Annotated in this window: 12 protein-coding genes; 6 read left to right on the top strand and 6 right to left on the bottom strand. The window is 62.2% G+C overall.

Going from position 1 to position 14,596, the window contains the following annotated elements:
• Nucleotides 1-2: 2 nt before the first annotated feature.
• Complete coding sequence (locus tag G7Y85_RS01020; RefSeq protein ID WP_166250755.1) at nucleotides 3-824, bottom strand: SDR family oxidoreductase; 822 nt, start codon at nucleotides 822-824, stop codon at nucleotides 3-5.
• Nucleotides 821-1,654 carry an SDR family NAD(P)-dependent oxidoreductase gene (locus G7Y85_RS01015; RefSeq protein ID WP_166250754.1) on the bottom strand — a complete coding sequence of 278 codons (834 nt, stop codon included), beginning with the start codon at nucleotides 1,652-1,654 and terminating at the stop codon, nucleotides 821-823. Before G7Y85_RS01015 ends, G7Y85_RS01020 begins: the two co-directional genes overlap by 4 nt.
• Before the next feature lie 116 nt (nucleotides 1,655-1,770).
• Here G7Y85_RS01015 and G7Y85_RS01010 point away from each other — a divergent pair, with 116 nt between their 5' ends.
• The gene (locus tag G7Y85_RS01010) at nucleotides 1,771-4,494 is read left to right on the top strand and encodes a winged helix-turn-helix domain-containing protein (RefSeq protein ID WP_166250753.1); all 2,724 of its coding nucleotides are present in this window, start codon (nucleotides 1,771-1,773) and stop codon (nucleotides 4,492-4,494) included.
• A 46-nt stretch (nucleotides 4,495-4,540) separates the two neighbouring features.
• On the opposite strand, the gene G7Y85_RS01005 is transcribed toward G7Y85_RS01010, so the two are convergent.
• Complete coding sequence (locus tag G7Y85_RS01005) at nucleotides 4,541-6,040, bottom strand: MFS transporter (RefSeq protein ID WP_166250752.1); 1,500 nt, start codon at nucleotides 6,038-6,040, stop codon at nucleotides 4,541-4,543.
• A gap of 116 nt (nucleotides 6,041-6,156) precedes the next feature.
• On the opposite strand from G7Y85_RS01005, the gene G7Y85_RS01000 reads away from it, so the two are divergent.
• The 5 genes from G7Y85_RS01000 to G7Y85_RS00980 all read left to right on the top strand — a co-directional run bounded on the left by G7Y85_RS01000 (nucleotide 6,157) and on the right by G7Y85_RS00980 (nucleotide 12,761).
• Nucleotides 6,157-7,023 carry an enoyl-CoA hydratase gene (locus G7Y85_RS01000; protein ID WP_166250751.1) on the top strand — a complete coding sequence of 289 codons (867 nt, stop codon included), beginning with the start codon at nucleotides 6,157-6,159 and terminating at the stop codon, nucleotides 7,021-7,023.
• Nucleotides 7,024-7,044: 21 nt separating this feature from the next.
• Nucleotides 7,045-8,520, top strand: a complete 1,476-nt coding sequence (locus tag G7Y85_RS00995; protein WP_166250750.1) for an AMP-binding protein — start codon at nucleotides 7,045-7,047, stop codon at nucleotides 8,518-8,520.
• A 43-nt stretch (nucleotides 8,521-8,563) separates the two neighbouring features.
• Complete coding sequence (locus G7Y85_RS00990; RefSeq protein WP_166250749.1) at nucleotides 8,564-9,691, top strand: acyl-CoA dehydrogenase family protein; 1,128 nt, start codon at nucleotides 8,564-8,566, stop codon at nucleotides 9,689-9,691.
• Nucleotides 9,692-9,694: 3 nt separating this feature from the next.
• A complete protein-coding gene (locus tag G7Y85_RS00985; protein ID WP_166250748.1) occupies nucleotides 9,695-10,942 on the top strand; it encodes an acyl-CoA dehydrogenase family protein in 1,248 nt (415 codons plus the stop codon).
• Between the two features lie 190 nt (nucleotides 10,943-11,132).
• Entirely contained in the window at nucleotides 11,133-12,761 is a 1,629-nt protein-coding gene (locus G7Y85_RS00980) for a long-chain fatty acid--CoA ligase (protein ID WP_166250747.1), read from the top strand.
• An 88-nt stretch (nucleotides 12,762-12,849) separates the two neighbouring features.
• Here the strand turns inward: G7Y85_RS00980 and G7Y85_RS00975 are convergent, their stop codons facing one another.
• From G7Y85_RS00975 to G7Y85_RS00965, 3 genes are read right to left on the bottom strand one after another with little or no spacing between them, the layout of a single operon-like run.
• A complete protein-coding gene (locus tag G7Y85_RS00975; RefSeq protein ID WP_174839725.1) occupies nucleotides 12,850-13,674 on the bottom strand; it encodes an SDR family NAD(P)-dependent oxidoreductase in 825 nt (274 codons plus the stop codon).
• Nucleotides 13,675-13,710: 36 nt separating this feature from the next.
• A complete protein-coding gene (locus G7Y85_RS00970; protein WP_166250745.1) occupies nucleotides 13,711-14,127 on the bottom strand; it encodes a MaoC/PaaZ C-terminal domain-containing protein in 417 nt (138 codons plus the stop codon).
• Nucleotides 14,128-14,145: 18 nt separating this feature from the next.
• Entirely contained in the window at nucleotides 14,146-14,589 is a 444-nt protein-coding gene (locus G7Y85_RS00965; protein ID WP_166250744.1) for a MaoC family dehydratase N-terminal domain-containing protein, read from the bottom strand.
• Between the last annotated feature and the right edge of the window lie 7 nt (nucleotides 14,590-14,596).

The raw sequence follows: 14,596 nt of genomic DNA, 5'->3' as shown, positions 1-14,596 counted from the left end.
CCCTAATCCGGCAATGCTGCAAGCAGCGCCTTCGTGCGCCGCTCGAGGCCTTCGATCATGGATCGATCGGTATGCACGTAGAGCCGATTTTCGCGTACAGCAGATACCACCATGTCGCCGACATCATCGGGATGGGTTCCGTTGGACAGATATTTCTTTGATTTTTCGAACGCCTCGAAGACCTCACTGCGCTGCTGCTCGGACATCGATCTTGTGACCTTGGGTTGAGCAGCGCGTGTCCGCTCGATAATGCCCGTCGCCACGGGGCCCGGGCACAGCAGGGAAACGCCGATGTCATGGGGTTTGAGTTCGAGGTTCAGGGATTCGCTCATGCCGACGACTGCAAATTTTGCCGTGCAGTAGAGCGTGTTCCCCGCCCCGGCAACGAGTCCTGCTCCGGATGCGGTATTGATGATGTGTCCGCCGGCGCGGCGTTCGAGCATTCTCGGGAGGAACGTCTGGATGCCATTGATGACCCCTTCCAGATTGATGCCCATGCCCCAGTCCCAGAGCTCGAATGTCATTCGATCCGATGGCGCACCCCCGGCCACTCCAGCGTTGTTGACCAGAATCGACACGGGGCCCAGTTCGGCCTCGATCTCGTCCGCGACTCTGGCATATGCATTCCGGTCGCGAATATCCAGAACTGCCGAGTGAACCGTCGTCATGTCGCGAAGCTCGGCACCTGCCTTTTCCAAAGCGGCGCCATCGATATCTGCCAAGGCGACTCGGGCGCCGGCACGAGCAAATGCACGCGCAATTCCCAGTCCGATGCCGTTGGCTCCGCCCGTGATGAAGGCGGTGCGATTTGCGATGTCGGTCATGGCAGCTGACAGAGTGGCATGGCATCGAGAATCGCTGCCGCTCTGGCCTTGATCGGCTCTTCCATCATGCGATCCGTATGGATGTACAGCTCGTTGTCCAGAACCGCCCGCAAGACAAGCTCCCCGACCTTGTCTGCGCTCGTTCCCTGCTGAAGCACTTCGTCGATCAACCTGCGGCGCTTCGCCACCCGCTGCTCCTGCTCGGCCGACAGGGGTGCGTCTGGCGGGGGCGCGTCGTTCGCAGAGCGCTCGATTATTCCCGTCGCAACGCTTCCCGGACACAGCACGCTGACGCCAATGCCCGTGCACTTCAACTCCCCGTGGAGGGACTCCGACATACCCACCACCCCGAACTTCGCCGTGCTGTAGAGGACGCCGGAACCCACCGCTGCCAGGCCAGCGCCAGAGGCCGTATTGACGATATGTCCGCCGGCGCCGCGCTCGACCATGCCACGCAGGAAGATCTGAATGCCGTTGATGACGCCGTAGAGATTGACGCCGGTCGACCAGTCCCAAAGTGCGTAACTCAGCTTTGTGACGGGCGTCGTGGTGACGACACCGGCATTATTGAACAGCAGCGAGACCGGTCCGAGCGCACTCTCTACCTCGGTCGCGACCGATGCATACGCGGCCCGATCCCGGACGTCGAGCCGATAGACCTCGACTTCCGTCAGATCTTTCAGCTCCTGCCTTGCGCGATCCAGAGCCGCCACGTCCATATCGACGAGTGCCAGCCTGGCGCCGGCACGGGCCAAGCGCCTGGCGATGCCCAGGCCGATTCCGTTCGCGCCTCCTGTGATGAACGCAGTCCGTCCTGCGACGTCGGTCATTCTGGTCCCACGCTTGGAAGTGTGAACCTCATCGTACCGGGCAGGTGATGCACCCTCCCCCTCATATTCGGAGGGGATTCCTGCCGGGAGCCCCATCACTGACTATGATGGGCGCCATGAGCAAAACAAGAGCTCTGGAAGGGGCGGTGATCCGGACTCGGCTTGCACCGCCGCGCGTAGGCAATGCCCCGGTGAATCGGGACAAGCTGCTGCAGCGCCTTGATGCGCACCGTGATCGAAAGCTGACGCTGATTCTCGGCCCCGCCGGCAGCGGAAAGACCATGTTGCTTGCGCAGTGGCGCAAGCGGCTCGCAGAAGCGGGAGCAAGGGTCGCCTGGTTCAACCTCGGATCCGACGACGATGTGACGCTGGTTGCCGCATATCTCGTCGAAAGCCTGCGCTCTGCCGATCTCGACATCCGTACCGAGGAGCTGGTGCTCTTCAACCGGTCAGGTGGCAAATCCAGAAACAGCTTTCTCGCCTCCCTGATTGACGACCTGACCGACTGTGACGATGAGATCTATCTGATCATCGATGATCTTCATCACAGCACCGCTTTCGGCATCCTGCAGTTGCTCGATGCCCTGCTCGATGTCCTTCCGGCCAAGGTGCATCTGGTATGCGGTACCCGGCTTCGACCTCTTCTGAATCTCGGCAAGCTTCAGATGCAAGATCAGCTGGCCGAGCTCGATTTCAGCGACCTGCGGTTCGATCTCGACGAGACGCAAACGTTCGTACGGACGCAAGGCCTGCCCGACTTGACGCCGGACCATATTCGTCGCCTGCACGAAATGAGCGAAGGTTGGGCAGCAGGCCTTCAGCTGCTCTTGTTTTCGCTGCGAAAGGAAGGTCAGGTCGAACGGTTTTTCGAGCGACACGAAAGCAAGCCGGCCTTGTCGCAGGAAGCTGCGCTGGCCAGCTATCTTGACTCCAACGTGGCAGACAGCCTGGATGCGGAGGCGCTGGACTTTCTCTGCTCGATTTCAGTCTGCAGAAGGTTCAATGCCGAGTTGTGTGAGGTCTTGACCGGCAATCCGAGCGCCCATGAAATTCTCCGGAAGATCGAGGGTGAGCAGCTGTTCCTGCTGCCCATCGACACGCCCGACGTCGACACCTGGTACCGATTCCATCGCCTGTTCGAGACCTTCCTGCACAGCCGGCTGCAACGCAGAGGTGAAGACGCCATCCGAACGCTTCGTCGGAGCGCGGCCCGCTGGTTTGCCGGGCAGCGCTTGATCGTCGAAGCGCTGCGTTATGCCGGTGAAGCAGGTGACGAAGAATTGATGGTGGAGCTGATTGATCGCTCAGCCAGGCGCATGTCCGCCGCTGGCCAGTTTCGCCAGCTGATCAGGTGGTGCGCGCAGTTGCCAGCGGCACTCTACCGCGAACGCTTGAATATCCGCCTGAACCTGGCCTGGGCGCAGATCTCCTGCGGCCATTTCGATGACTTTCGGGAAAATATCGAGGGAATTCTCGTACTCCCCGAACATGAGACGCCACTTGTCGAGTTCGAGATTCAGTTATTGCGCGCCTACGGTTGCGCTTCGCTGGACGACTCGGCAGGCATTGTCGGGATTGTCGAGCCCATGCTGCAGGCGGCACTTCCCGCCGATCCGTTTCTGCTCTCGCAGATCAGCTCGCTTGCATTGACGGGATACACGTTCTCCGGACGGTTCGCACTGGGAAGGGAGGCGATCCGGATCTTCCATAAGCACCTTCCCCAGGAGCAGCCACAGCACCGGAACTATGTGGCCGACGCGATGATTGGATCGTCGTATCTGGCCGAAGGACGTATCCGGGATGCGCTGGCGCACCTGATTCCGTTCAAGGACAACATCGTCTTGCGCGGAAAGGTCGGGCCCGACGTTCTTGGCAATCTGATCGGGTCGCTTTGCGAGGCGCTCTACCAATTCAACCTGCTGGATGAAGCGACAGAGCTGAGCGAAACCTACGGCGAAATGGTCGATGCCGCGGAACTGCCCGGTGGAATCCTGACAGGGTATCGAATTCGTGCTCGTCTGGAGTCGGTCGCAGGGCGAGTTCAGTCAGCCTTCCAGACCCTGCAAAGACTGGAGGAAATCGGACTTCAGCGCAGGTTGGATCGCCTGATCGCCTGGAGCCTCTACGATCAGTTCGGCCTCGCCCTGCGCACGCATCATCTGACCTCTCGCGACGAGATCTATCATCGCCTCGTGCAGCTTGCAGAAAAATATGCAGACTTCAGCCACTGCGCCATTGCGGAGATTCCCATGCTTTGTGCGCTGGCAACTGCCGAGAAGCTGCTTTACGAAAAAGCGTCTCCCCGCGACTGCCTCGAACGAATCGACATTGCCGAGAACCATTGCCGCAATCTCGGTCGAGGCGCGATGCAGATCCAGCTGGGATACATGCGATGCATCGTTTTGCTCAACGATGGAAAGCAGGCGCAATCCCTGAATGCGGCGTCGGATCTCCTGTGCCGCGCCGAAGAAATGGGGGCACTCCGCGTTCTTGCGGACCTCGGCGAAATCGCTCACCCCCTCGCCGTACTGCTCGGGAGCCGGGAGCGCAGCGACGCCGCTCGTGCAGTCCTGGACGTAGTACCCGTCGACGGCCCGCACGGCGCGAGCGCTCCTTCGAAGCTCGGCGGCGCTCAAGAACCGCTCGAAACCCTCACCGATCGCGAGCGCGATGTTCTGGAACAACTTGGAAAGGGCTATTCCGCGAAAAGCATCGGTCGAGTACTCGATATCTCACCGACGACGGTCAAGTGGCATCTAAAGAATGCCTACGCAAAGCTCGGCGCTAACTTCCGGGAAGAGGCCCTGAGCAAGGCAAGACACCACCGGATCATCAGCTAGCCTGCCCGGCTCGATCGGCTTTCACTCCGTTCAGAAGCATCCTCCGTCACCCGCGTCTGCGGGAATTCAGATCGTGCATGATGCGGGCATGGGCTGCCTTGTCGATCCTGTAGCGCGTCGTCAATGCGACCGCGAGCAGTGCGAGCAGCGCAGAGCCCGGGCCTGCCGCCAGACCCAGCCACATGCGAGTTGTCTCCGAGATGGAAGCAACGTCAATGGTCTGCCCCGCCGATACAGACGGAAAATGAATCACCTGCAAAACCACGCCGCCGACCAGAAGGCCCATGCCCATGGCCGCCTTCGATGCAAATGACCATCCCGCAAAAAAGAGCCCTTCGCGGCGCGTGCTGAACAAATGCTCATGCTCGTCGACAGCGTCGGGCACGATCGCAATGAATGCGATGGTCGAGAGCGCGAAAGCCACCGCGCTGACGAAGACGCTCGCGGTAATGAGACCTGCAGCGACGTTCGTGCCGTCCGGCAGCAGACCAGCCAAGGAAAGAAAGACCGGCACCGACGTGAAAACCGCCATTCCGAGCAGGCCCAGGATAAGAACCGTGCGCTTCTCCGAACGTTTTAGCAGCGGACCCGCGATCGGAGCGGCGACGACCAATCCCAGGACCGCGGCAAATGAAACCATCTGCAGCTGCGTCGTATCGAACTTCCAGAAATACAGGCTCATGTGCATCGCCAAGGCCTGATTGATGCCTTGGGAAAGCTGAAGGAGCACGATGGCCGCGAACAGCATTCGAAAGGTGGCATTGCGAAACACTTCGCGGAGCTCGGCGACGAGGCGGCGATAAAGCTGCTGCTCGATTTGCGGATCTTCTTGATGCGGGCGCCGGGCGCTCAGGCCTGTTGCGATCGAAATGGCGGCGGCCACGATGACCAGCACGGATAGCGCCAGCGTCAGGGACAAGTACCCATCGCGGTGAGAGACGCCACCGGGTCCCTTGAGGAACACACCGTAGCCCAGGCCGATTACCGCGAAAGTTCCCATGATGCCGATGCCCCAGCGCCACGAGGCCATCGAGGAACGCTCGGCGTAATCGTCACTCAAGTCGACGCCGAGCGCCTGATAAGGCAGAGCAAACAAGGACGTCGAGACGCGGATGGTGACGGAGAGCAGCATCACCCACAGGAACAGCGCCGTGTTTCCGAGCGAGGATGGCAGGGCGAACAGGAGATTGAAGCTCACAAGCAGGGGAATCACGCCGACGAACATGAAGGGAACCCTGCGACCGAATCTGGATTTCCAGGCGTCCGACAGCGAACCGATCAAGGGGTCGGCAACCGCATCAATGACCAGACCCGCACCCAAGGCGACACCGGCGAGCGCGCCGGGAAGCCCGCACACTGCCGTTGTGTAGTAGAGCGCGAAGAGGGTCAGCATGCTGCTGATCGTGATTTCGATCAGCTGGCCAAAGGCATAGCCGATCTTTTGCCTCAGCGGCAAAGGCGCGCCGGACGTGTTGATCTCGTTCGCAGCCATCGCCGAATCGATGGCGGCCGCCTGGATCGGTACATCGATCTGATTTGTAGACATGTCTCCATCGTGATGCGGACCAGCACAGACTTCCCCCTTCGAATGTGAGGGGGGGGCAAGTCAACGGGCTTGGCTATTCTGGCCCCACGACTAGGCGACGCCCCTGAGGGCATCAAATGACTGACAAAAAAGCGAACCCTGAATATCTCCAGATCCGGTACGAGATGCCGGAGCCCAATATTGCGCGAATCGTTCTGGCGCGGCCGGACACGCGTAACGCTCAAGACATGCAGATGCTGTACGAGATCAACGCCGCCTTCGATGTTGCGGCCCGGGATCCCGCGGTCAAAGTGATCATTCTCGCCGCCGACGGACCCCATTTCTCGTCCGGTCACGATCTGAAGGCGACGGCGCCCACGACGGACTTTTCGCCTGTGGTGCAGGCCGCAGGGCTCGACGAACCCGGCGTGGCAGGGCACTACGCTGGCGAAGAGGAATACTTTGTCGGCCTGCACTGGAAGTGGCGCAACGTGGGCAAGCCGACGATCGCGCAGGTTCAAGGCAAGGCGATCGCGGGCGGCATGATGCTCGCCATGCCCATGGACATCATCATCGCTTCCGACGATGCGCAGTTTTCAGACCCGGTCGTCGCCTTTGGCGTCAACGGCCACGAATATTTCCTGCATGCCTGGGATCTGGGACCCCGTCGAGCAAAGGAGATGCTTTTCACAGGCGAGACCCTCAGTGCGCAGGACTGCCAGCAGCTGGGCATGGTCAATCACGTCGTTCCGCGTGATCAGCTCGCAGAGTTCACGCTGGATCTGGCCCGTCGCATTGCGACACGTCCGGCGATCGGTCTCAAGCTGGCCAAGCAGGCGATCAACCACAGCATGGACCTGCAGGGGCAACATCACGCGATCAATGCGGCGCTGGCCATGCATCACGTCGGACACGCGCATGCGCGCGTTCAGTTCAACTACCCCGTCGATCCTGCCGGCCTCGAGGTGATCCGGGCCGACGCAAAGCGCTCGTCGAAGGTCTGAGGTTTGAGCCCTGTGTCCACAATGAAATTCCAGCCGATTGTCCGAACCATTCGCGATCTCGTGGCGGCTGCCCCGGACGCGAAGGCCATCACATGCGAGGGCGTTACGGTCACACGGCATGAACTGGATCGGGCCAGCAACCGGATGGCACGCGCCTTCGAATCAGCTGGGGTCAAATTGGGTGACTTCGTCACGCTCGCACTTCCCAATTCCATCGATTTTTACGTGGCGCTCTTCGCGTGCTGGAAGATCGGAGCGGTGCCGCAGACGGTCTCTCATCGTCTGCCCAACGTCGAGCGAGAGGCCATCGTCGAATTGGCCAATCCGGCGCTGATCGTCGGTGTCGATCCGGCGGCTCATCCGGGGCGTCGCTGCTTCCCCCTGGGCTTTCTGCCGGATCCATCCCTGAGCGATGAGCCGCTCGAAGAACGTATTTCTCCCATACTCAAGGCCGCTACATCGGGTGGCAGTACCGGGCGCCCCAAGCTGATCCTTGCCGGCATCCCGGCCGTCAACATGGTCGGGGCCGGAAGCGGACCTCTGAACATGGGCATGCAGCCGGACGACTGCCAGCTCATACCCGGGCCGCTCTATCACAACACGCCATTCGTGCTTTCCGTCAACGGGCTTCTCGAGGGGCAGCACATTGTCGTAATGCCGGCCTTCGACGCGCTCAAGGCACTGGAAATGATCCAGCGGTACCGGATCACCTTCGTGAATTTCGTGCCGACCATGCTGTCCCGCATGCTGAAGGTGATCCAGGAGCAGCCCGAAAAATACGACCTGTCGTCGATCCGCGTGCTTTGGCACATGGCGGCGCCCTGCCCTGAATGGCTCAAGCAGGCCTGGATCGATCTCATCGGACCGGAAAAAGTGTGGGAGATGTATGGCGGAACCGAAACCATCTCGGTCACGGCCATCAACGGCAGCGAGTGGCTCGATCACCGTGGTTCGGTTGGCAAGCCCATCGCAGGTGGGCAGATGAAAGTCCTCACCGATGCTGGCGAAGTGGCCAAGCCGGGCGAAGTGGGCGAAATCTACATGAGAGGCCCGGAGGGAGCGCCGCCCAGCTATCGCTACGTCGGGGCCGAGAAGAAAGAAAAAGACGGTTGGGAATCCCTCGGTGATCTGGGCTGGATGGACGAGGATGGGTTCCTGTATATCAGCGATCGTCGCACTGACATGATCGTGGTTGGCGGCGCCAACATTTACCCGGCAGAGGTAGAGGCGGCCATTGATTCGCATCCCCTCGTCAGGTCGTGCGCGGTCGTCGGCCTGCCGGATGCCGATCTCGGGAAACGTGTGCATGCCGTTGTCCATGCCGACCCGGGACTTCAATCCGAGGATCTCCTGAAGTATCTGGGCGAAAAGCTGGCGCGCTACAAAGTCCCGCGCTCGGTTGAATTCGTCGACTACGCACTGCGCGATGACGCAGGAAAGGTCCGTCGCAGCGCGGTGCGGGACTCCGCGATCCAGCGGCTGGGACTGGCGTCCTAGAAGCCTGGCTTTTCCAGGATATGCAGCAAGGGAGTGTTGGACCTTGAATTTCGATTTCTCTGAGGAACAGGTGCTCCTGAAGGAGCACGCTCGGCGCCTTCTGGAAGCGGAGTGCCCGAGTAGCGTGACGCGAAAGGTGCTGGAGGCCCCTCATCTCGGATTCGATAAAAGCCTCTGGAAGCACGTCGTCGAGTTGGGTTGGACGGGCATCGCCATTCCCGAGGAGTTCGGTGGTACAGGTATGGGCCACACCGATCTCTGTGCGATCGCCGAGGAACTGGGACGTGTGGTGGCCCCTATTCCCTTTGTATCGACGGTCTATCTTTTTGCTGAGGCGATTCTGCAGTTCGGCAGCGAAGCACAGAAGCGCGAGTTGCTGCCCAGGATCGCGCATGGGGAGCTGATCGGCTGTCTCGCGACAGCCGAGGGGCCCGGATACTTCTCCCCCGGCAAGGCGGAGACTCGCGTCGTCAAAGGAAGGATGACCGGCACGAAATTTCCGGTTACCGACGGCGGCACGGCGACTCACGCGATCGTTGCTGCACGCAGCGAAAGTGGTCCCGGATTGTTCGTCGTGAATCTCGAGGGCGAAGGCGTCAGCCGGACGACGCTCGACGCTCTGGATCCGACGCGCAACTTGGCGAAGATCGCCTTTGAGGATGCACCCTGTCAGCCGCTCGACGGAGGTCGGAACGCAGGCGATCGATTGGCAGTCCTTCTCAACCGGGCCGCTGTGGTGGTCGCCTTCGAACAGGTCGGTGGCGCCGAGCGCTGCCTGGAAGCAGCCTTGACGTTTTCGTCCGAACGTTACGCATTCGGCAGAACGATCAACAGCTACCAGGCGATCAAGCACAAGCTCGCTGACCTCTATATCAAGAAGGAGATCGCGCGCTCGAACGCGTATTTCGGCGCATGGGCTCTGTCCACGAACGCAGAGGATCTCCCGCGTGCCGCCGCCGCGGCCCGCATTGCCGGCACGATGGCTTATGAATTCGCGGCGCAGGAAAGTCTGCAGACCCATGGCGGTATGGGCTTCACCTGGGAGATGGACTGTCATCTGCATCTTCGGCGATCACGACAGCTCGCCCTGTGCCTGGGTGCATTACCCCTCTGGCGTGAGCAGCTGATTTCCTGTCTGGAACAAGCCGACCTGATCGAGAGCGGAGCGTAAACGATGGATTTCAAGGATAGTGATCAGGATGCGGCGTTCCGTCAGCAGGTCCGCGAGTGGCTCGCGGCCAACGCACTTCGTCGGCGTGACGATGAAGACTTGAGAACGAACGAGTCGGCGTTGCTGGAGTACTCCAAGGCATGGCAGGCAAAAAAGGCGGATGCGCGATACGCCTGCATCACCTGGCCCGAAGCCTGGGGCGGACGAGGCGGCCGCCTGATCGAGCAAGCGATTTTCGACGAAGAAGAAGAAAAGTTGGGCCTGGACACCGGCGTGTTCACCATCGGCCTGGGAATGTGTGTCCCGACCGTCATGGCGTTCGCCGACAAGGCAACCAAGGCACGCCTGGTGGCGCCTGCGCTCCGAGGTGAACAAATCTGGTGTCAGTTGTTTTCCGAACCTTCCGCGGGATCGGATGTGGCGGGCGTCCGAACTCGCGCCGTGCTGGCCGACGATGGTTCGGGGGATTGGATCGTCGATGGCCAGAAGGTATGGACCTCCGGCGCCCACTATTCCGACTTCGGAATTGTTCTGGTGCGAACCAACCCGGACGTTCCGAAACATAAGGGCTTGACGATGTTCTGGGTCGACATGAAGGCCCAAGGTATCTCCGTGGTCCCGATCCGTCAGGCATCTGACCAGCGGGATTTCAACGAGGTCTACTTCAACGGCGTGCGCATCCCGGACAGTCAACGTCTTGGCGAAATCGACGGCGGCTGGAAAGTGGCGCTGTTCACACTCATGAACGAGCGTGTGACGGTTGGCGGCGCCATGGGTGCGGGCTGGCGTGACCTGCTCAAGCTTGCGCAAGGATTGCCAGGACTTGGCGGGACGGGCACCGCTGCCGGCGACGGCGCATTTCGCGCGAGACTCGCGGAAGGCTATGTCATGTCCGAAGGACTGCGGCTGACCCGCTTGCGTGCCCTTACGGCCTTGAGTCGCGGCCAGACGCCGGGTCCTGAGAATTCGATCGGCAAAGTCGTCGCCGCGCGGCAGATGCAAGTCGTTGCCTACGAAGCCCTCGACATCCTCGACCAGTACGGAATGGTGAACGAGATGGGCTCGCACTCCTTGCCAGGCCGTTTCCAGTGGAACTTCTTCTGGGGCGCGGCGATGCGAATTGCCGGCGGAACCGACGAGATCCTGAAGAACATCATTTCCGAGCGTGTGCTGGGCATGCCGGCGGACATTCGGGTTGACCGTGATGTCACTTTCAAGAGTCTCTCGGAGAGACGCGCCTCGAGTGGTTGAAGTCACCGAACCATCGTGCCGATGAATTGCGGCGCATTTATCGATGCAATTCTGACAACACTCACAAAATTCCCGTATCGCGTCTGCGCGATGGCAGGCGACGGCATCGCCGGGATCGGCGGGGAACTCCTGGCGCTCGCAAAGCGTCAAGTCAGCCGCGAATCGCACTGACCAAAGCGGAGGAACCTCGATGAAAGCCGGCCTGATGCAGCCTGCACCGCTGCTGATATCGTCCATCCTGAACTTTGCCGCACGCGCGCATGGGCGTCGTGAGATCGTCTCGCGACTCATCGACGAGCCGCTGTGGCGTTACGACTATGCCGGGCTCGCCCAGCGCGCGCGCCAGGCCGCGCAGGCGCTGCAAGGTCTGGGCGTCAATGCCGGCGGTGCGGTCAGCACACTGGCCTGGAATACGCATCGGCATCTGGAGCTGTTCTACGCCGTGCCGGGCACCGGCGCGGTCCTGCATACCGCGAATCCGCGGCTGCACGACGAACAGATCATCTACACGCTCGACCACGCCGAGAGCAGCATCCTGCTGTTCGATCGCAATCTGTTGTCGTTGGTCGAGCGTATTGCCCCGCAGCTGCGCCACATCAAGCGCTACGTCATGCTCAGCGACGCCGAGCGTCACGAGAGCGGTCGCGTCGGCGCGCTGTGCTACGAGACGCTGATCGCGGCCGAAACCGGCGAGCACCGCTGGCCGAGCCTCGATGAAAACGCAGGTGCCGTTCTCTGCTACACCTCGGGTACTACCGGCGATCCCAAGGGCGTTCTCTACAGCCATCGCGCCATCGTCCTGCACGCCATGGCCGAGAGCCTGGCGTCCGCATTCGGCATCACGGCGTTCGACGTCATCATGCCGTGCTCCTCGATGTATCACGCCACCGCCTGGGGCCTGCCGTTTGCCGCGGCGATCTGCGGCGCCAAGTTCGTGCTGTCCGCGGACCGCATGGATGGTGCGACCCTGCACGAACTGATCCGCAACGAAGGCGTGACCTTCACCGGCGGCGTGCCGACGGTCTGGACCGGCTATCTGAACTGGCTGGCGGAGAACGACGCCACGCCGGGCAGCCTGAAGCGCATCATGATCGGCGGCTCGGCCGTGCCCCGCGTCATGGCCGAAACCTTCCACCGACGCTACGGCGTGCAGGTGCTGCAGATCTGGGGAATGACGGAAACCTGTCCGCTCGGCGTCGTCGCGACGCCGACACCGGCGCTCGCGGCGCTCGGCGACGAGCCGATGTGGGACACGCTGTGGACGCGCCAGGGGCGCCTGCAGTTCGGCGTCGAAGCACGCTGCGTGGATGATGCCGGCAACGAGGTGCCGCGCGACGGCGTCTCGTCCGGCTCGCTGCAGGTACGCGGCCCGTGGGTCGTGCAGCAGTACTATCGGCGCGCCGAGTCGGCGACCGATGGCGACGGCTGGTTCGATACCGGCGATGTCGCGACGCTCGACGAGCACGGCTTTCTGCGTCTTACCGACCGCAAGAAGGACGTCATCAAGTCCGGCGGCGAATGGATCAGCTCCATCGACCTCGAAAACATCGCCGCCGGCTGCCCCGGCGTCAGGATTGCCGGCGTCATCGGCCTGCCGCACCCGAAGTGGGACGAACGCCCGCTGCTCGTCATCGAGGCGATGCCGGACCGGACGCCGACCAGGGCCGAGGTGCTGGCGTACCTCGCCCCCCGCATCGCCAAGTGGTGGACGCCGGACGATGTGGTCTTCGCACCGATCCCGCTGACGGCGACCGGCAAGATCGACAAGAAGCTCCTGCGTCAGCGCTATCAGGGGCTTTGGAACGTCGCCTCCAATTGACCCTGTGCCTGCGGCTTGCTCGGCACGCTCGCGTCAGAGTGCGAGACGGGCGTTGCAGGGCACGCTCGTCGGCGTCTACCTCCCCCTGCTAGCGGAAGCCGCCGCCGCAGACGACGGTTTCGCCGCTGATGTAGTTCGATTCCGGGTAGCAGAACAGCGCCACCGCGCCGGCGGCCTCGGTCGGCGTACCGCCGCGGCCGAGCGGGATCTGCGTCTCGAGTGCCCTCATCAGATCGGCGCCGATGCCGACCTTGATCTTGCGGCCCTCGATGTCGACCGCAGCGCCGGTCCCGGCCTGCGCCTCGGTCAGGCGCGTCTTGATCAGGCCGAAAGCGACCGCGTTGACGTTGACCTTGAAGCGTCCCCACTCCTTGGCCATGGTCTTGGTCATGCCGAGGATGCCGGCCTTGCCGGCCGAGTAGTTGATCTGCCCGGCATTGCCGCCCGTTCCGGCGATCGACGAGATGTTGACGACCTTGCGGAAGTTCTCGATGCCGGCTTCGGCTTCCTTCTTGGAGGCTTCGCGGATGAAGCCGGCCGCTGCGCGCAGGATGCGGAACGGCGCCGTGAGATGGACGTCGATCATCGCGTACCACTGCTCGTCGGTCATCTTCTGGACGACGCTGTCCCAGGTGTAGCCGGCGTTGTTGACGATGATGTCGAGGCCACGGAACTGGTCGATCGCGGTCTTGACGAAGCGCTCGGCGAAGTCGACCGCCGTGACGCTGCCGACACAGGCCACGGCCTTGCCGCCCGCCGTCTCGATGGCCGCGACGGTTTCCTGCGCCGGCGCCGGATCGAGGTCGTTGACGACAACGGCCGCGCCTTCCGACGCGAGCTTGAGTGCGACTTCACGGCCGATGCCGCGTCCCGAGCCGGTGATGAGTGCGACCTTGCCTTGCAGCTTGCCCATGGTGTGCGTGTCCATTTTGGTTGACTGAAGCGGGTTTCAATCGAGGGCGACGATGGCGTCGCCCTGGATCTTGAGTTGTCCGAACTGGTTGGCCATCTGCACGTCCAGTCGCGCGCAGCGCTCGCCATTGCGTTCGAGGATCTCGACGACCTTGCCGGAGAGGACGGGCGCATTGCCGAGGTGCGTGATGGCGACGAAACGCACGGTGAAACTGCGCAGCGCACGCTGCGGCGCCCACTGGGTGACGAGGCGGCCGACCCAGGCCATGCCGAGCATGCCGTGCGCGAAGACGTCGGGCATGCCGGCGCGTCGTGCGAAGTCGGTATCGATGTGCAGGGGCACGTGATCGCCCGATGCGCCGGCGAACAGCGCCAGCATCGTGCGATCGACCGGCGGCAGGCGCAGCTCCGGCAGTGGCTCGCCGACCTGTACGTTCTTGAAGTCTTTGGTCATGTCGTGATTCCCGGCGTATCAGCGATTGACGACGGCGATGACGTTGCGAACCACGCCGACGAGTTCGCCGCGCTGGTTCGTCACCCGGGTCTCGCGCGTGATCAGCTCCAGCGCCCCGCCCTTCTTCGCCGTGATGTCGGTGATCCGGCCGTCGAACTCGAGCACGTCACCGGCGTGGATCGGCGCGTGGTACTCGAAGCCCTGCTCGCCGTGCAGGATGTTGTTCATGTTGATGCCCAGCAGCTCGAGCAGCTTCGGCACGTCGTCGTGGTCGAGCGGGCCGCTGAACAGGATGGTCGGCGGCGCCAGCAGCGACGGATGGCCGGCGGCCCGCGCGGCCTCCTCATCCGTGTATTCGGGGCGCGTCTCGCCGATCGCCTTGGCGAAGAAGCGCAGCCGGCCCTTCTCCACTTCCCATCGCAGCGTCGCAAAGCGGTGGCCGATCCATTTCGTGTCGATCATGAAGGGA

The sequence above is a fragment of the Solimonas terrae genome, assembly GCF_011067135.1.
GTDB lineage: Bacteria > Pseudomonadota > Gammaproteobacteria > Nevskiales > Nevskiaceae > Solimonas > Solimonas terrae.
The sequence above is the reverse complement of the archived record's forward strand: the minus strand, read 5'-3'. Positions and strand labels throughout refer to the sequence as shown.

What these genes read in the sequence shown, in the direction of transcription:
- G7Y85_RS01020 (WP_166250755.1), bottom strand. Translation starts at nt 824, where the DNA reads ATGACCGACATCGCAAATCGCACCGCCTTCATCACGGGCGGAGCCAAC.
- G7Y85_RS01015 (WP_166250754.1), bottom strand. Translation starts at nt 1,654, where the DNA reads ATGACCGACGTCGCAGGACGGACTGCGTTCATCACAGGAGGCGCGAAC.
- G7Y85_RS01010 (WP_166250753.1), top strand. Translation starts at nt 1,771, where the DNA reads ATGAGCAAAACAAGAGCTCTGGAAGGGGCGGTGATCCGGACTCGGCTT.
- G7Y85_RS01005 (WP_166250752.1), bottom strand. Translation starts at nt 6,040, where the DNA reads ATGTCTACAAATCAGATCGATGTACCGATCCAGGCGGCCGCCATCGAT.
- G7Y85_RS01000 (WP_166250751.1), top strand. Translation starts at nt 6,157, where the DNA reads ATGACTGACAAAAAAGCGAACCCTGAATATCTCCAGATCCGGTACGAG.
- G7Y85_RS00995 (WP_166250750.1), top strand. Translation starts at nt 7,045, where the DNA reads ATGAAATTCCAGCCGATTGTCCGAACCATTCGCGATCTCGTGGCGGCT.
- G7Y85_RS00985 (WP_166250748.1), top strand. Translation starts at nt 9,695, where the DNA reads ATGGATTTCAAGGATAGTGATCAGGATGCGGCGTTCCGTCAGCAGGTC.
- G7Y85_RS00980 (WP_166250747.1), top strand. Translation starts at nt 11,133, where the DNA reads ATGAAAGCCGGCCTGATGCAGCCTGCACCGCTGCTGATATCGTCCATC.
- G7Y85_RS00975 (WP_174839725.1), bottom strand. Translation starts at nt 13,674, where the DNA reads ATGGGCAAGCTGCAAGGCAAGGTCGCACTCATCACCGGCTCGGGACGC.
- G7Y85_RS00970 (WP_166250745.1), bottom strand. Translation starts at nt 14,127, where the DNA reads ATGACCAAAGACTTCAAGAACGTACAGGTCGGCGAGCCACTGCCGGAG.
- G7Y85_RS00965 (WP_166250744.1), bottom strand. Translation starts at nt 14,589, where the DNA reads ATGATCGACACGAAATGGATCGGCCACCGCTTTGCGACGCTGCGATGG.